Source organism: uncultured Zoogloea sp., from assembly GCF_937894855.1.
GTDB classification, from domain to species: domain Bacteria; phylum Pseudomonadota; class Gammaproteobacteria; order Burkholderiales; family Rhodocyclaceae; genus Zoogloea; species Zoogloea oryzae.
In genome coordinates, this window is record NZ_CALAYQ010000065.1 from 13,090 (window position 1) to 36,278 (window position 23,189).

The following is a 23,189-nucleotide window of genomic DNA, read 5'->3' on the forward strand; positions in this document are numbered from 1 at the left end:
AAAACAGTTCCAAGGAGCCTCGCCATGACCGAACGCAAAGCCGCCTACCGTTTCGAAACCCTGCAGGTCCACGCCGGCCAGCAGCCCGCCCCGGGCACCAACGCCCGCGCCGTGCCGATCTACCAGACCACCTCCTACACCTTCAACGACGCCGACCACGGCGCGCGCCTCTTTGCGCTGAAGGAGTTCGGCAACATCTACACCCGCATCATGAACCCCACCACCGACGTCTTCGAGCAGCGCATCGCCGCGCTCGAAGGCGGCGTCGCAGCGGTGGCCACCAGCTCCGGCCAGGCCGCCCAGTTCCTCGCCATCACCACCATCGCCCAGGCCGGCGACAACATCGTGTCCACCAGCTACGTGTATGGCGGCACCTACAACCAGTTCAAGGTCGCCCTGCCACGCCTCGGCATCAACGTGAAGTTCGTCGAGGGCGACAACCCCGACGACTTCCGCCGCGCCATCGACGAGAACACCAAGGCGCTGTACGTCGAGACCATCGGCAATCCGCGCTTCAACATCCCCGACTTCGAAGCCCTCGCCAAGGTCGCCCACGATGCCGGCATTCCGCTCATCGTGGACAACACCTTCGGCGCTGGCGGCTACATCGCCCGCCCCATCGACCACGGCGCCGACATCGTGGTCGAATCCGCCACCAAGTGGATCGGCGGCCACGGCACCTCGGTGGGCGGCGTGGTGATCGACGCCGGCAAGTTCAACTGGGGCAACGGCAAGTTCCCGCTGTTCACCGATCCGGCGCCGGGCTACCACGGGCTCAATTTCTGGGAAGTTTTCTGCAGCGGCGGCCCCTTCGGCAACATCGCCTTCGCCATCCGCGCCCGGGTCGAAGGCCTGCGCGACATCGGCCCCACCCTGTCGCCCTTCAACGCCTTCCAGCTCCTGCAGGGCGTCGAGACCCTGTCGCTGCGCGTCCAGCGCCACCTGGACAACACCCTGGAGCTCGCCCGCTGGCTCAAGGCTCACCCGCAGGTCGCGTGGGTCGAATACAACGGCCTCGAAGACAGCCCGTACCATGCGCTCGCCAAAAAGTACCTGCGCAACGGCTTTGGCGCGGTGCTCAACTTCGGCATCAAGGGTGGCGCCAACGCCGCGCGCACCTTCATCGACAACGTGGAGCTCGCCAGCCACCTGGCCAACGTGGGCGACGCCAAGACGCTGGTCATCCACCCGTCCTCCACCACCCACCAGCAACTCTCCGAAGCCGAACAGAAGAGCGCCGGCGTGCGGCCCGATCTCATCCGCGTGTCGGTGGGCATCGAGCACATTGAGGACATCAAGGCCGACTTCGACCACGCCCTGCGCCGGGCCGGCCTGGCAACGGCAGCATGAGCACCTTTCGGCTCTCGGACCAGACCCGGGTGTTCCGCCCGGGCGCCCCGCTGCGCCTCGAATCGGGTGAGCAGCTACCGGACGCGCAGATCGCCTTCCGAACCTGGGGCCGGCTCTCGGCTCGGGCCGACAACGCCGTCATCGTCTGCCACGCCCTCACCGGCTCGGCCGACGCCGACGACTGGTGGGCGCCGCTCTTCGGCGCTGGCCGGGCCCTCGACCCGGAGCGCGACTTCATCGTCTGCAGCAACGTGCTGGGCGGCTGCTACGGCAGCACCGGCCCCACCAGCCCGGCGCCGGACGGCAGGCCGTGGGGCGCACGCTTCCCGCGCGTCACCATACGCGATCAGGTGCACGCCCAGATCCTGCTCGCCGACGCCCTCGGCATCCGCCGCATCCGGCTGGTGATCGGCGGCTCGATGGGCGGCCTGCAGGCGCTGGAATGGGCACTGCTCGATCCGGATCGGGTCGACGCCGTGGCCAGCGTCGCCGCCGCCGCCCGCCACTCGCCCTGGTGCATGGCCTGGAGCGAGGCCCAGCGCCTCGCCCTCGCCGCCGACCCGAAGTATCGGGATGGTCGTTACCCGCCGGCCGATCCGCCCGTCGCAGGGCTCGCCGCCGCCCGGGCGATGGCGATGGTCAGCTATCGCAGCCCCGGCGCCCTGGCCAGCCGCTTCAGCCGCAACGGCGATGCACAGTACTCGACAGGCGACGGTACCGTGCAGGGCTGGCTGCGCCACCATGGGCAAGCCCTCACCCGGCGCTTCGATGCCAACAGCTACCGGGTGCTCCTCGATGCGATGGACACCCACGACCTCGGCCGCGGCCGGGGTGGCTGCGGCGCGGCGCTGGCGAACCTCCACCAGCCGGTGCTGGTCGGCTCGGTCACCTCCGACGCCCTCTACGTACCCGAGGACCAGTTCGAGCTTGCCACCCTGCTACCCAGGGCCACCCTGGTCGCCATCGACTCGCCCCACGGGCACGATGGTTTCCTGATCGACGCCGCGCGCTTCGAGCCGGCCCTGCGCCGTTTCACCGCCGGCATCGCCCCGCGCCACACGCCGCAGCCCGTTCGCCGTGCGGCCCCCATGCGCCCGGTGCACGCCGGGGAGCAGCGTGGCTGACCACGCCCCCGCCACCACCGTGATGCGTCGCGCCCTGCTGGGCAACCTGCACGACGCAGGGCTCGCCATCGGCGCCGCGGTGGGGCAAGGCGAATCAGCGTTCTTCAGCGCGCCGGGCCTGTGCGCGCATGTTCTGGAATGCCTCGAACTGATGCGTGACAGCGCCCGGGGCATGCCCGCCGCCGACAAGGCCGCCCTCTCCCACATCGACTGGGCTGCCCTGGAGGCCCTGCCAACCCAACAACAAGGCCCGCCCCATGAGTGGCGGGCGCGCCTCTGGCAGATCGCTCACACCCTCGTGCCCGCCACCACCGCCGCCACCGAGCAACCCATGACGCCCCAACGGCCGAAAGCCGTCGCGAGACCGCGCCCATGACCTGATTTTCCGCAGCACGCCCAGCTCGCCAGCGTGAATCGGGCCGTCTCCTTTGGTGCTGCTCCAGCAGCAGGCATACAATTGGAGCGGGGAGACGATTCACCGGTTTACGGTGCGAGGAAACAATGACAACAAGAGGGCATACCCTCAGAAACACCCCGGGGCGCCTTTGCGTGCGCGGCCTGCCGGGTTTCGTCGTGGCGCTGCTTGCGCTTTTTTTCTGCCTCAACGCAGACGCCCATGCCGAAGCGGTGCCGGAGACCGATACGGTCCGTCGGGTCGGCATCACGTCATTCCGCGACAAGTCCGTCACCATCCGCGAATGGCAGCCGACAATGGACTACCTCTCGTCGCGGATGCCCGGCACGCGCTTCGTTCCCGTTCCGATGACGCTGCCCGAGTTCGAGATCGCACTCGCCCACGGCGAGCTGGATTTCGTGCTCACCAACCCCCAGCACTACATCATCATGGAGACGCGCTTCGGCGTCTCGCGCCTCGCCACGCTGGTCAAGCGCGAGAACGGCGTCACCGTCAACCGCTTTGGCGGCGTGATCTTCACTCGCAGCGACCGGCAGGACATCCAGCGCCTGGAAGACCTCAAGGGCAAGCGCATCGCAGCGGTGGACCGCACCTCCTTCGCCGCCTTCCTGCTCCAGTACGACCTCGCCAGGCAGGTCGGCCTCGACCTCGACAAGGACACGCACCTTCAATTCCTCGGTTTCCCGCAAGACAACTGCGTCATGGCCGTGCTCGAAGGCGGCGCCGACGCAGGCTTTGCCCGCAGCGGCGTGCTGGAAGCCATGGCCCGGGAAGGCAGCATCCAGCTCTCCCGGCTGCGCGTCATCGAACCCACCCCCCATCGCGATTTCCCGTTTCTGGTGAGCACCGGGCTCTATCCGGAATGGCCGCTGGCGGCGGCGCCCCACGTTCCCATCGACGTCGCCAACCAGGTTGCCGCCACCCTGCTGATGATGCCGCCCGACCACCCGGCCGCGCGGAGCGCCCGCTACTACCGCTGGTCCACCCCGCTGGAATACCAGCAGGTGCAGGCCGTCATGCGGCGCCACCACATCTACCCCTACGACAAGTCCGAACCGATCAACCTGCGGGACGTCCTGCAGCAGTATCTGCTCCCCGTCGCCATCGGGCTCGCCCTCATGGTGCTCGGGCTGGCGATCCTCTACGTGCGCACCCGCCAGCTCAACGTCGCCCTCAAGGCATCGCGCCTCAAGCTCAGCGACATGGCCCACCAGGACGCCCTCACCGGCCTGCCCAACCGCAACCTGCTCGAAGACCGCCTCACCCAGGCCCTCGCCCAGGCCGACCGCGCCAACAGCAAGGTCGCCATCTGCCTGGCTGATCTGGACGGTTTCAAACCGATCAACGACAAGCTCGGCCACAAGGCCGGCGACGACGTGCTGCAGGACATCGCCCACAACCTCAAGGCCACCGTGCGGGCCGGCGACACCGTGGCCCGCTGGGGCGGCGACGAGTTCGTGCTGCTCGTCACCGGCATCACCGACATCGAGCAGATCGACGAGACCATGCGACGGGTGCTCGCCGCCGTCGCCCGCAGCAACACCCACAGCGGCGGCCTGCCGGTATCGGCGAGCATCGGCGTGAGCATCTTCCCGACCGACGCCCAGACCCCTCAGACCCTCTTCAAGAACGCCGACGCGGCCATGTACGAGGCCAAGAAACTCGGCGGCAACTGCCACGTGCTCCACGCACAGGAGCCCGTCCCCGCCTGATCCGCCAGCGCCGGCACGCTTCCGGCCGCCATGGGCCGCATCCTGCAAGGCCTTTTCGGATTCCGCGGCAATCCATCTGAGTTCTTGTGGGTGCGTATCGCCGGACCCGCCCGCTAATGCGGGGGAACGTGCAGGAGATCGGCGCAGACTTCTTCGTCTTCTCCGGCCACAAGGTGTTTGCCCCCACCGGCATCGGCACCGTGTTCGGCAAGCGGTCCATTCTCGAAGACATGCCCCCGTGGCAGGGCGGCGGCAACATGATTGCCGACGTCACCTTCGAGAAGACCATCTACCACGGCCCCCCGACCCGCTTCGAGGCCGGCACCGGCAACATCGCCGACGCGGTGGGCCTGGGCGCGGCAATCGACTACGTCGAGCGCCTCGGCATGGAGAACATCGCCCGCTACGAGCACGACCTGCTGATGTACGGCACCCGCGGCCTGCTCACCGTGCCCGGCCTCAAGCTGATCGGCACCGCAGCGGACAAAGCCAGCGTGATGTCCTTCGTGATGGACGGCTACCGCCCGGACGAAGTGGGCAAAGCCCTCAACGAAGAAGGCATCGCCGTACGCTCCGGCCACCACTGCGCCCACCCCATCCTGCGCCGCTTCGGGCAGGAAGCAACGGTGCGACCCTCCATCGCGTTCTACAACACCTGCGAGGAGATCGACCGGATGGTGGCAGTGCTGCATCGACTTGCCCGAGGCAAGGGGCGGCTCGGCAACTAGACTTCTGCTTTCTTCTGAATGCAAAACGGCCACGGTGTAAACCGTGGCCGTTTTGCTTTGTGGTTCTGTGCGGGCGACAGAAATCGGCGATCACGCCCAGATCAACCGAGAGCAATCAACCAAATTTGTGGCCTTTGACGACTGAAGGAATCGATGACTCAGGTCTGCCGCAAGAGTCTTTTAATATAGAAGGTTAACAGGAGTGGCCAGCAGACCCAGTTGATGAGCTGCAACGTATTGAATACGTCCTCAGGAGCCCAAGGCAGGCAAACCGTCAAGACTCCCTCCGGCGTGGATCGAGAACAACTACCCGACCCTATTGACCAAGCGGTTTCCCCCTGGTCGCGCGCCTGCCAGTCGTCACGCACCTGCAGCGGTACGATTGGCACGTGGTTTTTTAGTGCCAATTGTAAAGCATCGGCCCATCCCCACTGAGACTGCAAAGGCCCCGAATTATACCGCGGCGGCGACTCTCCCGGTCCAAACCGGTCGGATGGCACGGCTAAAAACAAGAGCGATGCTTCAAAATTATCTGCTGTATGATAAGCAGGAAGACTTATGAAAAAAAGAAATAATACAACGGCGATTAGACTCTTCGGACTGGTACCGTACTGTAAGAAAGTGCGAAACGCGTAATTTCCTACAAATCCGAAAACTCTACTTACATATTGGCGTAAAAGCAGCAGCAATTTAGTTCTGTTACCCACAAAGGGGCGCCTAGCTTGCCGTTTGGCTTCTTCCCACTCGCGGCAGCGCATTGCGCGGTAAAGTGCATCTGCATGCTCATCGTCCCCGCTATTGCGTAGGCTGGCCTCCAACGAACGGTAAGTCGATCGTCGGAACGGCTCGTCATTGGCCAGAAGATTGATGTATTTCTTTGCTTCGTCGTTTTCATGATTTGATGACCCTTCTACCTGCCAGACCTCTACTTTTACGTCCGTCAGACGAATGGGTGCAGGGTAGGCCCGCGCCCCCTTAAGGCCTGTAGATGCAACTGAATCATCACCCAAACTGCTTACCTCCCTTACGTCAAGCTTTCCAACGGTAGCTCGCTCGAGCAGCAACCCCCGTTTTGAGGGAGACGCGGAGATATCTCGCTGGATACCGCTGAACAAGCAACCTGAAACAACAAAATGGGCCAATTGCGAGTATGAAAGATCCAGGCAACTTTCCAGGCGAGCAAACGCTGGCAGGCTGAACCGCTTATCATCGAAGCAAACAAGGTCTCCTGCAACAGTAGCATAGCGTCCGTCGACAAGGCCGGTGTCAGCCTTGCGATTCTCGGCACATACAACTACGACACCTGTCAAATCTACGTCGTTGGTACACTTTGCCATACGAAGGTTAATGGCACTGCAAACGACGGGATTCCAGACCCTAGTCAACGGATCATCCTCGGCCGTCGAAGATGGATGGGTAACGGTACTGTTGGAACGCATTACAGCAGCAAGCCGCAGATCACCAGCAATGCAGCTATCTTCGAGGTCGATTGTGCCATCAACCTTGACCCCGCTCATATCGATTGCAGCTCCGAACTTTGACCGTCTCAAGCTAATACCACCAACGACAGAAGCGCTGAAGTTGCGGTAGTCGATGGGGCAGCAGGATCGCAACTTTTCGTAGGATTCATCCGAAAGACGAAGAGCCTCCAAGATTGCAGCTTCACCAAACATCAGCAGATTACCACCGATCTGAGAGTCCTCGATAACGAGTCCTAGCAGTCCGTCTACCTCGCACCCCGTCACTTGAAGGTACTCCAAGTTGAGATCGCCCCCAATATTACCGTTGCGCATACGCAGATGACCGACTTCTGTTAAAACAATAGCCTTGTCGGCTTTCCAACTGATTGCGGGCTCTGCATCTATAAATGCATCATCGCGCTTAGTAGGCACTGTTAAGAGGCCGGGGCGAGTGCAAAATTTCAGTATGTCGCATCCATCCAGACGGACGCGCTGTCGGATGCTGGTACCAGTTAGCTCAAACTGGCGTAGGCGCGCGCTGTGCAAGTCGAGGCCGCCACCAACCCGACAAGGCAGATTAAGAAAAGGCTTTAGCCGAATGAAGGCGAGAGACTCCGTGCTCCACAAGAAGAAAGAACCGATAATTTGAACTCCCAACAACTCCACAGCATTCATGAGCGTCGAGAGAAACAACATCAAGTTACCTTCGATTGTTGTCGGAATAACTACATCATAGCCTTTATCTGATTCCGTGCGAAGGTGGTAGCCTCCGACCCACATGTAGCCGCCTAAGATCGAATTTGAAAGATCTAGATTTCCTTGCACGGAGACGCCAGACATCTGAATATGGCCTTCAATCCTAGAACCATCCATACTTATGGCATTACCGAATACTTTATCCGATCTTATAACGACGGTCTGTCTGCAACACCAATCGCTCTGATCTCTGTCTGCGACAAACAACTCTCCGGGAACCAAGCGGAACTGGCCTCTCACCCTGACGCCAACGGCATTGATTCCCACTTTCACAAGCGTGCCCCATAATGTGACGTCGCCAGCAATATCGGCATTAGATAAGTCCAGACGATCCAGAACAGACCAAACGATCGTCGTCTGGGGCATTACCGTCGGCACTTGTGTTTCACGGCTGCAGTCATAATGGGATGTCTGGCTGTAAAACGCCATCACTTGCAGACTCCCCCCCAACTTGGCCGATGTCAAAAGTAGACTTAGTCCGTGCGCCGACGCGATATCTGCTGCGGACCAGCAAAAACTGTCCTCCACATCCGCTGCTGTGAGCGGTTGGCTAACCTCAGGGGTGGGGCGTGGTTTGCCATAACCGGCGCCGTCCACGCTGACACGCCCTTCGATACGAGCATTGCTGGCATCCACCAACCCTAATTGGCTAGGCCCGCTGCCGGCCTCAGATGTGCAGCCAATACGTAAATCGCTACGTATATGCGCGCCCCTCATGCGAACCGCCGGACTGCTTACACTGCGTAGGTCAACGAACCCATCAACACTGGCGTCAAAAAGGGTTATTGGTGCGACGGTTTTGCAACCGCTGAGATCTAAACGGCCACGCACGACGATGCCGTTCATAGATAGGCGATCCGCAGAAATGCGCTCGAGTCGCAACGATCCCTCGATCTCCGCGTCATCTAACCGCAACTCCTCTTCAAAAACACACGCAGTCAACTCAACACTGCCATGAATCGTCACATCGCGCAGATCGACCCGCCCCCGGAACCGGACACCGTGGACAAATATGGGCCGATCCAGCTTACGGCCACGCATATCCACGCTGTCGGCAACCACGAGTTCAAAATCATTCGGGTTGTCCAGATCAACTGTATCCCAAGGGCCCGTTGGAATCCGCAGGCGCGACGCCTGTTGATTGCCGCAGCTCCCAGAGTTTGCCCCCACACCTCTTGTATTACCGGAGTGCACTCTTTCGAGGAGGGCAATGAAGTCCTCAGCAGCGATGACAGCCACTTTCAACCCCTCCAAGAATCTACGTTGGGCTCTGTCGTATTCATGCGAAGCTGAAACTGAAACTCTTTATTGAAACTAAGGGGTTGAATGGGTAGCTCTGACTCATGCAATCCAGAATCAGCAATCATTTCCAGCGAGCCATCTTTATGGACAGCAAAACCCGCGCTGAACAACTGGCGTCCATAGCCAACAAACGCTCGGCAATACAGGTTTAGTGGTGGCACTTTGCGTGCCTGCTGCGACTCTATTTCAGTAGGCGGTGCCGTCAGCGAAGTTGGTCCAAATTCGGGACAGTACAACTCTACAGGCAACAGTGCACTCTTAAATATCTGCATCATTTTCTTGTCGCTCTGTGACAACCAGCGGATTTCTTTTGAGCTTTCAATGATCGGAAATGCACCTGAACCGCCTTGTACAAATTCGCCAAAGAATCGCAGATAAGCTGCCACGCTATGTTCATCAATAACTAATTCTTCGCGCTTAATCCGTCTTTCATTAAAGTAATGAATAGGCGCTGATTCAGTAGATAGCGCGGCAAGATCGGCGGATTCATGATGAAGGACAAAGCTTGCGAAGCGGCTGCGCGGTCCACGCATGTCAATGACACGGTACAGACGACACCCCAAATAGAACGGAACCTCCCGCTCAAGAAGCAGAACGCGCTCTTGATCGCCGACTTTAAGATGGAAATTGCATACTCCAGCTTTTTTTAGCAGCGATGCGACCCGCTCCCGCTCTTTCAGTTCGTCCTGTAACCTCCATCCCGTAGCTGCCTCCGGCGTGGTGGTCTGTATCAGTTTGAAGCCGACAAGGGGAAGTGAAGTAGACTTTTCCACGTGCTCACGAAAAGCCTGGTCGACAACTTCCTGAGCTAGCTTGATGCGGCTTTTTTCATCACTGCCTTCAGACACACTGGCATCTTTACTCTTTAGCTGGCTATCTGCATTAGCGGGCGGGTCAAACTGTTCTTTCGATGACTCCCCTAGCTCATGCGGACGGTCAGACTGCCAGAACTGGGCGACGAAATGAACGAGCTCCACGTTTCCGAGGGAATGTGGCAACTGCTCCCTAGGCGGAAAGTCAAATTGGTCAAAGGAAAGCCCGGCTGTCAGCTTCATGAAGCCGACTACTCGCCGAGGGGCACTGCCCACTGAGGCACATTCGTGGCGCACGTGCCAAATCAATGCCAGATTGTCGCCGCACTGCCATATCTCGGCAGGCATAGCACTAGGATCTTTTTGACCTTTGAATACCACTCTCCTTGATAGCCTGGTCGGCAGCATTGCGCGAGCGTATTCGATCAGTGCGGCTTTTTGAAGTCTGAAGCGGCGATCTGCTGCTCCATAAAGACGAAACCAATCATCTTGCACAAAAGCACCCCCACACAGTGATTTACACAAATAACAAGTTGATGAAAAATTTACAATACAGCCCCGCCACCGAAGGCTATTGCACCCACACGACGTAGAACCAAATAGAATAGCATTCACGGTCATGCACCTACGAAGCCCCTGCTCACAGTCGCTGATTTATTGTAAATCCCTCGTCTTTTGGGGTTGGCATGCAGAAGATTGCACCAATCCCGCTTACGCAGGCGTTTGCCTCCATGGTTGTACAGATCAACTATCTACATTCAATTTTTACGATAGGCTCGAGACGAAATTGCCAATAATGTAAATCCAAATCCGCACAAAACGCTGGAGCTAGGCTCTGGCACTACTGCAACATCACCGGATCTGAGAATCATGAGATGCCGGGGGTCAGTTATGGGCGCGCTGTCGTATTCAATTCCAAATCCAAAACTAAAGGACCATGCTTCATTCGGATTGGAGATATTGAGATTATCGTACCAATAATTTCCAGTTTGCAAACCGAAGAAAGGCCCTTTATTGAAAAGCCCCCAGCCGAATTGCCCTTGGTTTCCCAAGGCATCATAAAAACCTAAATTTCCAAGGGTTACATAAAAAAGGATAGCCATTTCGCCAGCCCCATACCTTAGCCCGCAGTTGGTGGCTCCATATGGATCAAAGCTACATCCGGGTATTGAATCATCGACAACTCGCGGCAGCCGCCAATCGGAGTATGTGACATTGCTAACTGGGTCGGTATAGGAAAAAGCATCAACCATGCTTTTAGCTTGATTAAAGTCCAGCATGCCATACGGTATTGTAGACGAAGCAAAATTGGCATTTTGAAACCACGTTACATTCAATATATCGTCATAAATCAAGCCACTTCCACGGTCATGCAACGCTGCTGATGAGGTGAGCGGTGCAAGCATAAGAGCAAAGACCAGCAGGCAAATTTTCATGGATAGCACTCCCGTTTGACGTATATAAAACACTTAACAATATGATAGACGCCAGTTTGACCTGCCGCAATCCGACTGACGTTGCGACAGGAAACTTGCACGTTGGTGACCGACGCAGGCTACCGGTCGCACATCCTCTCCGGCCGACAACCTGCCCCCCGCCCGCCTCTACGGCAAGCGGAGAGTCATCCCTCCTTAAACCCCCTCAGTCCCCTTCTTCCCCCGCCCACTACGGTTCCGCTCCGACTTCTTCTTCAAGCCCAGCGCCGCGACCTGATCGGAGCTGGGGCCGTAGTAGGCCTTGGCTTCGTTCTTCACGCCGAGGATCACCCCGTGCATGCCGCGGCGGGCGGCGATGAGGGCGTCCATGCTTGCGGCGGCGATCTGGGTGGCGACGGCGTTCTGTTCGGCTTTGCGCAGAACCTTGTAGGCGGCGTTGGCGGCTTCGCGGCTGTGGGTGTGGGGTTGCTGGCCTTGTAGTCGGTCATCGTGCGCAGGGCGTGGTAGGCCTCGATGTCCTTAAGTTGCATGATCTGCCCCGCTCTTGCTCAAAAAACGTCGGAAAAGACTTGAATGGAAGCAAAAATTGCATCTCGGGGTTGATAGCGCATTAGTTGTAGATAGGGAGTGTCGGGTTACGCTGCGCTAACCCGACCTGCTTGCTTGGCTTACCCCGCGCTCACCTCTTCCTTCGTCTTCGGCTTCCGGATGCCGTAGCGTTTTTCCGATTTCTTCTTCAGCCCCATGGATGCGAGTTCGTCGGAGTCTTCACCGTAGATGGCGCGGATCTGGTTTTTGGCGCCGTTCATGACGTCGTGTAGGTCGTTGTCGAGGATGGCCAGGCTGTCGCGGGCTGCGCTCAGGGCGTTGATGGCCAGGGCAACAACCTCGCGCTGGCGTTGGCGTGCCTCGTAGGCGCTGGTGGCCGCCTCCACACTGAACTCAGGATTGCTCGACTTGTAGCCGGCGATGTTCTTGAGGGCGAAATAAGCGTCCTCGTCTGCGCGAATGACGGTGGCGGAAGGACCTTTGAGCTTCTTCTTCTGCATGATGGATTTCCTTACAGTTTGACAGGTGGTGTGGCGCCACTCGGAAATGCTACAACATGATGGCATTCTTAGAAATATGTCATAAGTCATAGACGGCGCCGTCTCTGGCGCCCTTCTGGCGCTCTACGCAACACTCCCAGTTGCGGCACTGCGGCATACCACGGGGCATGCCGTTCAAGTCGGGCCTATTGGCCGACTTACGGACCACTGCAAAACGATCCGCATGGGAGAGCAGAACCGGCGTTCCGCGCAGAAGAAGATGGGGCGCCCGAACAGATGCCACCTTCGCCGGCCTGGATGCAAACAGGCGATAGTGAGTTGGCAAGCGGCCAGAACTGGAAACCTCTCTTGCGTGCGAGGTCTTTTCGCTGGCGGGTTTGGTTTCTGTTCACCAGCCGTTGGTTACCAATCTGGCGTGAACAGAAACTGTTTTCGCCAGATTGGTAAGAAATTTCTCTGGATTGGTTTCTGTTCACGCACGATTGGTTTCTGTTGCGCCGAGCTTGGTTTCTTCGCTGCGACGAACAGTTTTTGTGCGGACTGAGTTGTCGTCATCACACCGGCAGTGTTGGTGCGCACATTGCCAATCGGCCACTGGAAAACCCCGCTGTTTGCGCCGTAGATAGCCGATCTTGAGCTGGCATCGAGGATTGGCCCTCACCGATCCCTTTGTGGCGGCCATAGCGAGACGGCTTGTGGCTATCGGAGATGCTGCGGAGACACCCGACCGTTCGGCAAAGGCCGGTTACTGTACGTCGGTTGAATCTGTGAGATCGGACTGGCGGCGCCGCTGCAGCCAGAACGCCACCGTGCGTCCCTCCGTCGCGTTCTACGACACGGCCAGGAGATCGACCGAATGTCGGTGGTTCCCTACCGCCTCACCCGGGGCAAAGCGCGGCACGGGCAATGGCGTTGGCGCGCCCTGTGACGGCATACGGCCGCGGCGACAGTCACGGCCGTATGCCTTGTGTCATGCGCATTGGCCCCCTCAGTGCCGATTCCCATACTCCGCGGATTGGGGCCTCGTATCAGCGTTCTGCACGCTCGGCGCAACGACCGACAGGTGACGATAACCCACAATGGGCGTCGATTAAATTTACATACACGGGTGGCATCACTACCCATTCTTGGTCTAAGTTTGTATTTTTTAACAAACTTTTGTAAAAGGCACGCGGCTTGCTATCAGTTTTGACATATCCCCAAAACGACAAGGAGTCGTGCCATGAAGAAACTGCTCGCAATGACAGTCATCGCAGCCGCACTATCCCAGAACGCGCACGCGGCCATCGTGCTCGACTTTGAAGGTGCGGGAAGCGGCGCACAACTGCTTAACTTCTATAACGGCGGCACGGACAGCGCCGGCAACAGCGGCACCAACTACGGCATCGCTTTTGGCAGCAACGCGCTGACCGCCATCGACAGTGATGATGGCGGCAGCGGCAATTTCGCCAACGAGCCCTCGTCGAAGACGACCATGTTCTTCCTGAGCGGCAGCGCGGTCCTCAACTACGCCGCTGGTTTCGACACGGGTTTCTCGTTCTTCTACTCGTCCTCGACGGCTGCGTCGGTGAAGGTCTATGACGGCATCGACGCCACCGGCACCCTGCTCGCAGATATTCCGCTGACGGCGCAGTTCAACCAGGGCTGCACGGGCGATCCGACCGGCGGCTTCTGCAACTGGACCGCCGTTGGCGCCACCTTCGCCGGTATTGCCAAGTCGATCGACTTTGGCGGCACGGTGAATCAGGTGGGCTACGACAACATCACCTTTGGCTCGTCGACGCCGGGCACCGTGCCCGAGCCGGCCAGCCTTGCCTTGATCGGCGTTGGCCTCGCGGCCGTCCTGCGCACGCGTCGCCGCGCAGTGCAGCACTGACGACCGCCTCTGGCCGGCGGCGGGCAAGCCCCGCAAACGCCGGCGCGGTGTAACAAAACGGCCACCCGATTACTCGCGGTGGCCGTTTCTTTCTTGAGGCGGTGCGTCAAGACGCCAGACGCCGAGTGGCGCCCTCAATACACCACGGCCTCGCTCTCGGCCTCGGGCCGTAGCGCCGAGCGGACAACGGACTCGGTGATGGCCGGCGAACAGAGTTCGATGAAGCGGTAGGCAAAGCCGCGCAGGAAGTGGCCCTTGCGCACCGCGATGCGGGTCACGTTCTCGCCAAACAGATGGCTGCTGGGCAGCATGCGCAGGTTCTGGTCGCGGGTGGGGTCGTAGGCCATCGAGGCCACGATGCCGACGCCGAGCCCCAGCTCCACATAGGCCTTGATCACGTCGGCGTCCAGCGCCGACATCACGATGTCCGGCGACAGGCCGGCAGCGGCGAAGGTCTCATCGATCCTGGCGCGGCCGGTAAAGCCTTCGTGGTAAGTGATGACCGGATGCTCGGCCACCGCTTCCAGCGTGAGCGGTTCGACCGCTTCGAGCGGATGTCCCGCGGGCACGATCACCGAGTGGTGCCAGCCGTAATAGCTGAACGAAACGAAATCCGGCACCGCGGCGAGGGCTTCGGTGGCGATGCCGATGTCGGCGCGGCCATCCAGCAGCATCGCGGCGATCTCGCCGGGGCTGGCCTGGTGCAGCACCAGATGCACCTTGGGGAAGGCCTGCTTGAATTGCGTGACCACCTGGGGCAGCACGTAGCGCGCCTGGGTGTGGGTGGTGGCCACGGTGAGCTGGCCGTGGTCGCGGGCGCTGAACTGGGCGGCGATGGTCTTGATGTTGCGCGCGTCCATCAGCATGCGGTCCACCACATGCACCAGCTCCTGCCCCGGCTCGGTGAGCCCGAGCAGGCGCTTGCCCTTGCGAACGAAGAGCTCGAGCCCGAGCTCGTCCTCGAGATCCTTGATGTGCTTGGAGACGCCCGACTGGGAGGTGAACAGCGCGTTGGCCACCTCGGTCAGGTTGAAGTTGCGGCGCACCGTCTCGTGGATGATGCGCAGTTGCTGGAAGTTCATCGCTCAGATTTCCCAATTCGGCGCCGGCACGGCGATCGGGCTTGCCGGATCGCGGCCAAACACGCTCAGGCGCGACGGCACGAGTCGCACCACCTGCCCTTCTTCCACTCCCAGCCGGGCCACTTCGTCGCGGGTGATTTCCACTTCAAAGACCTGCCCGGTGGAGCCGTTGAGCCCATCGAGCTCGACCCGCGCGGTGACGCCGAAGGCGAGGATGCGGTTGACCCGCGCCGACACCCCATCGGTGGCTTTCGGATCGACGACGATGGCGAGCTCGTGGGGCCGGGCAAAGGCCACCACCTCGCTGCCGTGGATGAGATCCACCTTCTCGGCGGACAAGCGGTTGTCGGCCACATGCACCGAATCGCCTTCCACGCGGCCGTGGAAGAGATTGACCGAGCCCAGGAAGCTGTACACGAAGGGCGAGGCCGGGTGGCGATACACCTGCTCCGGCGTGCCCACCTGCTCCACCTTGCCGTGGTCCATCAGCACCACGCGGTCGGCCACTTCGAGCGCTTCTTCCTGGTCGTGGGTGACGAAGATCGAGGTGATGTGCAGCTCGTCGTGGAGCCGGCGCAGCCAGCGGCGCAGCTCCTTGCGCACCTTGGCATCCAGCGCGCCGAAGGGCTCGTCGAGCAGCAGCACCCGCGGCTCCACCGCCAGCGCCCGGGCCAGCGCGATACGCTGGCGCTGGCCGCCGGAGAGCTGGGCCGGGAAGCGATCGGCCACCCAGTCGAGCTGCACGAGCTTGAGGAGTTCGGTGACCTTGGCCTTGATCTCGGCCTTGGACGGGCGCTGGGCGCGGGGCTTCATGCGCATCCCGAAGGCCACGTTGTCGAACACCGTCATGTGGCGGAACAGCGCGTAGTGCTGGAACACGAAGCCCATCTGGCGCTCCCGCACGTGGGTGTCGGAGGCGTCGGCGCCGTCGAGCAGCACCTGGCCGGCGTCGGCGGTCTCCAGCCCGGCGATGATGCGCAGCAGGGTCGTCTTGCCGCAGCCGGAGGGGCCCAGCAGGGCCACCAGTTCACCGGTGGGGAAATCGAGGGACACGTCCTTCAGGGCGGTAAAGCTGCCAAACTCTTTGCGGATGTTCTTGACTTCGATGCTCATTTCATTCGTCCTCGGATGAAGCCGCCTTGCCGGCCTGACGCTCGACCCACACCTTGATGACCAGCGTCACCAGAGCCAGGAGGGCCAGCAGGGATGCCACCGCAAACGCGGCCGCAAACTGGTATTCGTTGTAGAGAATCTCCACGTGGAGCGGCATGGTGTTGGTCTGGCCACGGATATGGCCCGACACCACGCTCACCGCGCCAAACTCGCCCATCGCCCGGGCGTTGCACAGGATCACCCCGTACAACAGGCCCCACTTCACGTTGGGCAGGGTCACGTGCCAGAAGGTCTGCCAGCCCCGGGCGCCCAGCACCACGGCAGCCTCTTCCTCTTCCTTGCCCTGGGCTTCCATCAGCGGGATGAGCTCGCGGGCCACGAAGGGGAAGGTCACGAAGACGGTGGCCAGCACGATGCCCGGCACCGCGAAGATCACCTTCACGTCGTGATCCGACAGCCACGGGCCAAACCAGCCCTGGGCGCCAAACACCAGCACGTAGATCAGGCCCGACACCACCGGCGACACCGAGAACGGCAGGTCGATCAGGGTGATGAGGAAGTGCTTGCCCCGGAAGTCGAACTTGGTGATCGACCACGCCGCGGCCACGCCGAAGACGAGGTTGAGGGGCACCGAGATCACCGCGGCGATGAGGGTCAGCTTGATCGCCGAGAGCGCGTCCGGGTCGATCAGCGCACTCCAGTAGGTGTCCCAACCCTTGCGCAGCGCTTCAAAGAAGACAGCGATGAGCGGCAGCAGCAGGAAGACCGCGAAGAAGGTCAGCGACACCCCGATGATGGCCCACTTGACGAGGGTCGGCTCGCGGGTGGCGGCCTTGGATTCGAAGCGGGCGGCGTGATCCGCCGTCCCGTGCAATGCAGCAGCGGCGCCAGCCATCAGCGGGCCCTCCCGGTACGTTTGGCCGTCCACGCCTGCAGGCCGTTGATGATGAGCAGCAGGATGAACGAGAAGATCAACATCACCACCGCCACCGAGGTGGCGCCGGCGTAGTCGTATTGCTCCAGCTTGGTGATGATCATCAGCGGGGTGATCTCGGACACCATCGGGATGTTGCCGGCGATGAAGATCACCGAGCCGTATTCACCCACCGCGCGGGCAAAGGCCAGCGCAAAGCCGGTGAGGAGCGCCGGGAACAGCGTGGGCAGCACCACATGCACGAAGGCCTGCCAGCGGTTGGCGCCGAGGCTCACCGCGGCTTCTTCGTATTCGGTGTCGAGATCTTCGAGGATGGGCTGCACCGTGCGCACCACAAAAGGCAGACCGATGAAGATCAGCGCCACCAGAATGCCCAGGGGCGTGAACGCCACCTGGATGCCCAGCGGCTCAAGCAGGCTGCCGACCCAGCCGTTCTTGGCGTACAGCGCGGTGAGCGCGATGCCAGCCACCGCGGTAGGCAGCGCGAAGGGCAGATCCACCAGCGCATCCACCAGCCGCTTGCCGGGGAAGGAGTAGCGCACCAGCGCCCAGGCCAGCAGCAGCCCGAACACCGCGTTGATCGCCGCGGCGATCAGCGAGGCGCCGAACGACAGCTTGTACGACGCCAGCACCCGCGGCGACGTGGCGGCATCCCAGAAGTGCTCAAAGCCCAGCGATCCGGCCTTGAAGAACACCGCCGTCAGCGGGATCAGGACGATCAGCGAAAGATAGGCCAGCGTGTATCCCAGGCTCAGGCCGAAGCCCGGGAGCACGCGACGGGTGGCGGTGGTTGTCATCGTTTCACCGCAATCTGGTCATAGATGCCGCCATCGGCAAAGTGGGTCTTCTGCACGGCTTCCCAGCTGCCAAACTTCTCCTCGACGGTGAAGGTCTTGATGGTCGGGAAGCGGGCGGCGTACTTCTTGGCCACCGCCGGATCGCGCGGGCGGAAGTAGTGCTTGGCGATGATCTCCTGGCCTTCCGGCGAGTACAGGAAGTTGAGGTAGGCGGTGGCCTGCTTGCGGGTGCCCTTCTTGTCCACCACCTTGTTGACGATCGCCACCGGCGCCGAGGCGTCGATGGACACCGACGGATACACCACGTCGAACTTGTCGCCGCCCACTTCGTTGTCGATCAGCACGGCCTCGTTCTCGAAGGTCACGAGCACGTCGCCGATGCCCCGCTGGGTGAAGGTGGTGGTGGCGCCGCGGCCACCGCCATCGAACACCGGCACGTTGGCGAACAGCTTGGCGACAAAATCCTTCGCCGCGGCGTCGTTGCCGCCCTTGCCGAGGGCGTAACCCCAGGCAGCGAGATAGGTGTAGCGGCCGTTACCGGACGTCTTGGGGTTGGGAATCACCACGCTCACGCCGGCGCGGGCGAGGTCGTTCCAATCCTTGATGCCCTTGGGGTTGCCCTTGCGCACCAGGAAGATCGTGGCCGAGGTGTAGGGTGCAGCAGCGTTGGGGAAGGCCTTGCGCCAGTCGGCCGAGGCGAGGCCGCTCCGGGCCAGCACGTCCACGTCGGCGGCCTGGTTCATGGTCACCACATCGGCTTCAAGGCCGTTGATCACCGACTGGATCTGCTTGCTCGAACCGCCGTGGGACTGGTTGATGGTGAGCTTCTCGCCGGCCGTCTTCTGCCAGTGGGCCACGAAGGCCGGGTTGATTTCCTTGTAGAGCTCCCGCGAGACATCGTAGGAGACGTTGAGCAGCGTGGTGTCGGCCTGGGCCGGGGCGGCGGAAACAATGGCAAGGCCAGCCAGCAGGCCGATAACCGGGCGAATCGAAAAGCGGTGGATGGACATTCGGGCTCTCCTTGGGATGGGTTATTGGCCCAAGTATAAAAACCATCTATCCACCGCCCAACGAATAAAAAAGGCTTTGTTTATTCCTGAAAGTAAAATAGAAACTGAAAACCACCGGATGAACGCTCAGTGCAGCCCCTCAAGCCGCTCCCGCAGCTCAGTCGCCGAATGCCGGCAGAACACCATCGGCACACCCAGATCCTCGGCCTGACGCCGCACGTGACGCATCAGCATGTGATTGGAGCGATCGCACACGAACACCACCAACCGGGTGCGTCGCGGCAGCACCCGCTTGCCTTCGCCCACTTTGCGGCCGGGCCAGTGGTCCACATTCCGGATTCCCAGGCGGTCTGCCACCCGGTAGATTTCTGCGCGGATCGTATCGACACGATCGGCGCCCACGATCAGGGCCTGCATCCTGAAACCTCCGTTCATTCCGTAGCTCAAAGCCACAACGGGGCCAGTCTCAAGCCGCGGCCCGCGTAACGGAACCAAGCATTTCAGCGATGCAAATCAGGCGGATACGAATAAGCTTTGCAGGCCGCCACCAACCGCCCAGAACCCCATGATGAACAGTCTTGCCGCCCACCTTCCGCGCCTTGCCGGCGTGTTCGCCGCGCTGGCCCTGTCGGGCTGCGCCAACCTGCTGGGCCCCGGCCTGCAGCCGGGCGTCAGCACGCGGGACGATCTCGATGCCACGCTGGGCGCCCCGGCCATGCGCTGGGCCGAGCCCGACGGCAGCGAGCGCCTCGCCTACCCCTTCGGGCCGGCGGGGTTTCAGACCTGGATGGCGGTGGTGAGCCCGAACGGGCGGCTGGTGAGCATCGAGAACGTGCTGGAAGAAACCCACTTCGCCCGCATCCAGGCCGGCATGAGCCAGGACGAGGTGCTGCGCACGCTGGGGCCGTCGTATCCGGGCTGGACGGTGTATTACAAGGCCCGCGACGAGCTGGTGTGGGAATGGCGCTACTGCGATGTGTTCCGCGAGCCCGCCCGCTTCGACGTGCTGTTCGACGGCACCAGCGGCAAGGTGCGCAGCACCTTCAGCAGCCCCGAGCGCATCGCCATGCCCTGGGGCCGCGGCAACCGCCGCGACTGGTGCAGCCGCTAGATCATTCCGCCACGCGGGCGAGGAGCACCTTGTCCACCCGGTTGCGGTCCATGTCCATCACCTCGAAGCGCCACCCAGCCGCCACGAAGTGATCGGTCGCCATGGGGATGCGGCCCAGCACGTGCATGATGAAGCCGCCCACCGTGTTGAAGGAACGCTCCTCCTCGCCCGGCAGGTCGTCGCCAATGTCGAGCACCGACTTGAGCCGCTCGATGCCCACGTCGCCATCCACCAGCCACGAGCCGTCCTCGCGCTGGAGCATGTCCCGGTCTTCCGGCGCCTCGGGCACCGACAGCTCGCCGACGATCGCCGCCAGCACGTCGGTCAGCGTCACCAGGCCCTGCACGTCGCCGTACTCGTCGACGATCAGCGCAAACTGCAGGCGCGCCCGGCGGAAACTTTCCAGCAGCTGCTGGGTGGTCACCGATTCGGGCACATAGAGCGGCGGGCGCAGCACGGCTTCCAGATCCGACACCATCACCCCACCGCCGGGTAGCGCGGCTTTAAGCAGATCGCTCTTCTGGAGCACGCCGACCACGTGCTCGAGCCCGTCGCGGCACACCACCAGCCGCGAGAAAGGCGAGTCGACAATGGTCTGCCAGCAGCTGGCCTCGTCCTCGTCCAGATCCACCACCACCATGTCGCGGCGCGGGGTCATGATCGCCGAGATGCGCTGCTCGTCGAGGCGCAGCACGTTGGAGACGATCTCCTGCTCGCTCTCGTGGAACACGCCGGCCTCGGCGCCCTGCTCCATCAGCACCTTGATCTCGTCGTCGGTCACCGGCGGCTCCTCGCGGCGCCGCGCGCCCAGCAGGCGCAGGATCACCGAGCACGAACCCGACAGCACCACCACCAGCGGATGGGTGATGCGGGCGAGGATCATCATCGGCCGCGACATCAGCGAGGCGATACCCTCCGGCGCCAGCAGGGCCAGACGCTTGGGCACCAGCTCGCCGACGACCACCGAGAAATAGGTCAGCGTGACAACGGTGATGGTCAGCGCGACGCCCCGGGCATAGGGCTCCATGAAGGAAAAGCTGCCCAGCCAGCTGGACAGCGGGTCGGCCAGCGCGGCTTCACCGATGGCACCGCTCAGGATGCCGACCAGGGTGATGCCGACCTGGATCGTCGAAAGAAAACTTGAGGGCTCCTGGTGGAGCTTGAGCGCAGCCTCGGCCCCGAGGCTGCCATCGTCGGACAGGTTCTGCAGCCGCGCCTTGCGGGACGAGACGACGGCCATTTCAGACATGGCGAACACGCCATTGAGAAGAATCAGCAGAACGATCAGCAATAAATCCATTGATAAGGCCGTCCGAAGTCGATCCGACCCGCGGCCCGGGAATGAAGACGGGCCGTATTGTAGCCGCTGCCGCCCCCCGCACGCCTAGCCCGGCCCCGTGCCCGGCGTGACGCCCGCTGCCGGATCGGACGTCCGACTCCCGCACGACCGTCCGGTTTCCGGCCTGTCGGCCACGCCCTCGCTGCTCCGCAACAATCACCACCCGAGCGAACAAACTCCTTTCCATTCAGACCCTTGCCTTGACACAACCGGCACTGGCACGGCCGTTGCGATATGTCAGGCAGGGAATCCCGCGTTCCCCGGGGCGCCGCGAAAGCGGTGCCGATCCAAACCAAGGAGACATGGAGACAAGAATGGAAGTCCAACAATCGCAAGTACAGGTGATGGGCATCGACGCCGGCGGCACGATGACCGATACCTTCTTCGTGCGTGCCGACGGTCGTTTCGTCGTCGGCAAGGCCCAGAGCAACCCGGCCGACGAATCGCTGGCCATCTTCAATTCGTCCGAGGACGCCCTCGCCCACTGGAACCGCACGGTGGACGACGTATATCCCGAGCTTGCGACCTGCGTGTATTCCGGCACCGCGATGCTCAACCGCATCCTGATGCGCAAGGGCCTCAAGGTCGGCCTGATCTGCAACAAGGGCTTCGAGCAGATCCACTCCATGGGCCGGGCGCTGCAGAGCTACCTGGGCTACGCGCTGGAGGACCGCATCCACCTCAACACCCACCGCTACGACGAGCCGCTGGTGCCGGTGTCGCGCACCCGCGGCGTCACCGAGCGCACCGACGTGCAGGGCAAGGTCGTCATCCCGCTGCGCGAGGACGAGGTGCGCACGGCCACCCGCGAGCTGGTGGAAGCCGGCTCCCAGGCCATCGTGATCTGCCTGCTCCAGTCCCACAAGAACGAGGCCAGCGAGCAGCGCGCCCGCGACGTGGTCCGCGAGGAGCTCGACCAGCTCGGGGTGGATATCCCGATCTTCGCGTCGGTGGATTACTACCCGTCGCGCAAGGAAAGCCACCGGATGAACACCACCATCCTCGAGGCCTACGGCGCCGAGCCCTCCCGCGAGACCCTGAAGAAGGTCAGCGACCGCTTCAAGAAACACGGCGCCAAGTTCGACCTGCGGGTGATGGCCACCCACGGCGGCACCATCAGCTGGAAGGCCAAGGAGCTTGCCCGCACCATCGTCTCCGGCCCCATCGGCGGCGTGATCGGCTCCAAGCTGCTGGGCGAGGCCCTGGGCGACGAGAACATCGCCTGCTCCGACATCGGCGGCACCAGCTTCGACGTGGCGCTCATCACCAAGGGCAACTTCGCGATCAAGTCCGACCCGGACATGGCGCGCCTGGTGCTGTCGCTGCCGCTGGTGGCGATGGATTCGGTGGGCGCCGGCGCCGGCAGCTTCGTGCGCCTCGACCCGTACAGCAAGTCGATCAAGCTCGGCCCCGACTCGGCCGGCTACCGCGTCGGCACCTGCTGGCCGGAGAGCGGGCTGGATACCGTCACGGTGTCCGACTGCCACGTGGTGCTCGGCTACCTCAACCCGGACAACTTCCTGGGCGGCGCCATCAAGCTCGACGTGGAGCGTGCCCGCCAGCACATCAAGGCCCAGATCGCCGACCCGCTGCGTCTGTCGGTGGAAGATGCCGCCGCCGGCGTGATCGAACTGCTCGACCTGACCCTCTCCGAATACCTGCGCGCCAACATCAGCGCCAAGGGCTACAACCCCGCCGAGTTCACCTGTTTCTCCTACGGCGGCGCCGGCCCGGTGCACACCTACGGCTACACCGAAGGCGTCGGCTTCAAGGACGTGGTGGT

20 protein-coding genes are annotated in these 23,189 nt (G+C 61.9%); 8 read left to right on the forward strand and 12 right to left on the reverse strand.

What is annotated here, in order from left to right; all coding sequences use genetic code 11:
- Positions 1 to 24: 24 nt before the first annotated feature.
- From Q0672_RS08455 to Q0672_RS08475, 5 genes are all read left to right on the forward strand, one after another.
- Entirely contained in the window at positions 25 to 1,350 is a 1,326-nt protein-coding gene (locus Q0672_RS08455) for an O-acetylhomoserine aminocarboxypropyltransferase/cysteine synthase family protein (RefSeq protein ID WP_298621580.1), read from the forward strand.
- The gene (metX, locus tag Q0672_RS08460) at positions 1,347 to 2,474 is read left to right on the forward strand and encodes a homoserine O-acetyltransferase (protein WP_298621581.1); all 1,128 of its coding nucleotides are present in this window, start codon (positions 1,347 to 1,349) and stop codon (positions 2,472 to 2,474) included. The genes Q0672_RS08455 and metX overlap by 4 nt, the downstream gene beginning before the upstream one ends.
- Entirely contained in the window at positions 2,467 to 2,850 is a 384-nt protein-coding gene (locus Q0672_RS08465) for a hypothetical protein (RefSeq protein ID WP_298621582.1), read from the forward strand. Before metX ends, Q0672_RS08465 begins: the two co-directional genes overlap by 8 nt.
- Before the next feature lie 173 nt (positions 2,851 to 3,023).
- A complete protein-coding gene (locus tag Q0672_RS08470; protein ID WP_298621583.1) occupies positions 3,024 to 4,601 on the forward strand; it encodes a diguanylate cyclase in 1,578 nt (525 codons plus the stop codon).
- Positions 4,602 to 4,717: 116 nt separating this feature from the next.
- Positions 4,718 to 5,329: an aminotransferase class V-fold PLP-dependent enzyme gene (locus Q0672_RS08475; RefSeq protein ID WP_298621584.1), complete on the forward strand. Its 612-nt coding sequence runs from the start codon at positions 4,718 to 4,720 to the stop codon at positions 5,327 to 5,329.
- Positions 5,330 to 5,487: 158 nt separating this feature from the next.
- Here Q0672_RS08475 and Q0672_RS08480 read toward each other — a convergent pair whose 3' ends face one another.
- The 5 genes from Q0672_RS08480 to Q0672_RS08500 all read right to left on the reverse strand — a co-directional run bounded on the left by Q0672_RS08480 (position 5,488) and on the right by Q0672_RS08500 (position 12,144).
- A complete protein-coding gene (locus Q0672_RS08480) occupies positions 5,488 to 8,784 on the reverse strand; it encodes a pentapeptide repeat-containing protein (RefSeq protein WP_298621585.1) in 3,297 nt (1,098 codons plus the stop codon).
- A 2-nt stretch (positions 8,785 to 8,786) separates the two neighbouring features.
- The gene (locus Q0672_RS08485; RefSeq protein ID WP_298621586.1) at positions 8,787 to 10,154 is read right to left on the reverse strand and encodes a hypothetical protein; all 1,368 of its coding nucleotides are present in this window, start codon (positions 10,152 to 10,154) and stop codon (positions 8,787 to 8,789) included.
- Positions 10,155 to 10,417: 263 nt separating this feature from the next.
- Positions 10,418 to 11,095 carry a hypothetical protein gene (locus Q0672_RS08490; protein WP_298621587.1) on the reverse strand — a complete coding sequence of 226 codons (678 nt, stop codon included), beginning with the start codon at positions 11,093 to 11,095 and terminating at the stop codon, positions 10,418 to 10,420.
- 195 nt (positions 11,096 to 11,290) lie between these two features.
- Complete coding sequence (locus Q0672_RS08495; RefSeq protein WP_298621588.1) at positions 11,291 to 11,464, reverse strand: hypothetical protein; 174 nt, start codon at positions 11,462 to 11,464, stop codon at positions 11,291 to 11,293.
- A gap of 299 nt (positions 11,465 to 11,763) precedes the next feature.
- Positions 11,764 to 12,144 (reverse strand): hypothetical protein, encoded by a 381-nt coding sequence (locus Q0672_RS08500; RefSeq protein WP_298621589.1) that lies wholly within the window; start codon positions 12,142 to 12,144, stop codon positions 11,764 to 11,766.
- Between the two features lie 1,222 nt (positions 12,145 to 13,366).
- Here Q0672_RS08500 and Q0672_RS08505 point away from each other — a divergent pair.
- The gene (locus Q0672_RS08505) at positions 13,367 to 14,020 is read left to right on the forward strand and encodes a PEP-CTERM sorting domain-containing protein (protein ID WP_298621590.1); all 654 of its coding nucleotides are present in this window, start codon (positions 13,367 to 13,369) and stop codon (positions 14,018 to 14,020) included.
- Positions 14,021 to 14,154: 134 nt separating this feature from the next.
- Here Q0672_RS08505 and Q0672_RS08510 read toward each other — a convergent pair whose 3' ends face one another.
- The 6 genes from Q0672_RS08510 to Q0672_RS08535 form a co-directional block, all read right to left on the reverse strand.
- Positions 14,155 to 15,102, reverse strand: coding sequence for a CysB family HTH-type transcriptional regulator (locus Q0672_RS08510; RefSeq protein WP_298621591.1), 948 nt, complete (start codon positions 15,100 to 15,102; stop codon positions 14,155 to 14,157).
- A gap of 3 nt (positions 15,103 to 15,105) precedes the next feature.
- Positions 15,106 to 16,215 carry a sulfate ABC transporter ATP-binding protein gene (locus tag Q0672_RS08515; RefSeq protein WP_298621592.1) on the reverse strand — a complete coding sequence of 370 codons (1,110 nt, stop codon included), beginning with the start codon at positions 16,213 to 16,215 and terminating at the stop codon, positions 15,106 to 15,108.
- 1 nt (position 16,216) lies between these two features.
- Positions 16,217 to 17,110 carry a sulfate ABC transporter permease subunit CysW gene (gene cysW / locus Q0672_RS08520; RefSeq protein ID WP_153159417.1) on the reverse strand — a complete coding sequence of 298 codons (894 nt, stop codon included), beginning with the start codon at positions 17,108 to 17,110 and terminating at the stop codon, positions 16,217 to 16,219.
- Positions 17,110 to 17,946, reverse strand: coding sequence for a sulfate ABC transporter permease subunit CysT (gene cysT, locus Q0672_RS08525; RefSeq protein WP_298621593.1), 837 nt, complete (start codon positions 17,944 to 17,946; stop codon positions 17,110 to 17,112). The genes cysW and cysT overlap by 1 nt, the downstream gene beginning before the upstream one ends.
- The gene (locus Q0672_RS08530; protein WP_298621594.1) at positions 17,943 to 18,956 is read right to left on the reverse strand and encodes a sulfate ABC transporter substrate-binding protein; all 1,014 of its coding nucleotides are present in this window, start codon (positions 18,954 to 18,956) and stop codon (positions 17,943 to 17,945) included. The genes cysT and Q0672_RS08530 overlap by 4 nt, the downstream gene beginning before the upstream one ends.
- Positions 18,957 to 19,082: 126 nt before the next feature.
- A complete protein-coding gene (locus Q0672_RS08535; protein ID WP_298621595.1) occupies positions 19,083 to 19,373 on the reverse strand; it encodes a DUF2325 domain-containing protein in 291 nt (96 codons plus the stop codon).
- Positions 19,374 to 19,521: 148 nt separating this feature from the next.
- On the opposite strand from Q0672_RS08535, the gene Q0672_RS08540 reads away from it, so the two are divergent.
- Positions 19,522 to 20,067, forward strand: a complete 546-nt coding sequence (locus Q0672_RS08540) for a hypothetical protein (RefSeq protein ID WP_298621596.1) — start codon at positions 19,522 to 19,524, stop codon at positions 20,065 to 20,067.
- Position 20,068: 1 nt separating this feature from the next.
- On the opposite strand, the gene Q0672_RS08545 is transcribed toward Q0672_RS08540, so the two are convergent.
- The gene (locus tag Q0672_RS08545) at positions 20,069 to 21,367 is read right to left on the reverse strand and encodes a hemolysin family protein (protein WP_298621597.1); all 1,299 of its coding nucleotides are present in this window, start codon (positions 21,365 to 21,367) and stop codon (positions 20,069 to 20,071) included.
- Between the two features lie 353 nt (positions 21,368 to 21,720).
- Between Q0672_RS08545 and Q0672_RS08550 the strand changes: the two genes are divergently transcribed.
- The coding region (locus tag Q0672_RS08550) for a hydantoinase/oxoprolinase family protein (RefSeq protein ID WP_298621598.1) at positions 21,721 to 23,189 on the forward strand (1,469 nt) is incomplete at its 3' end.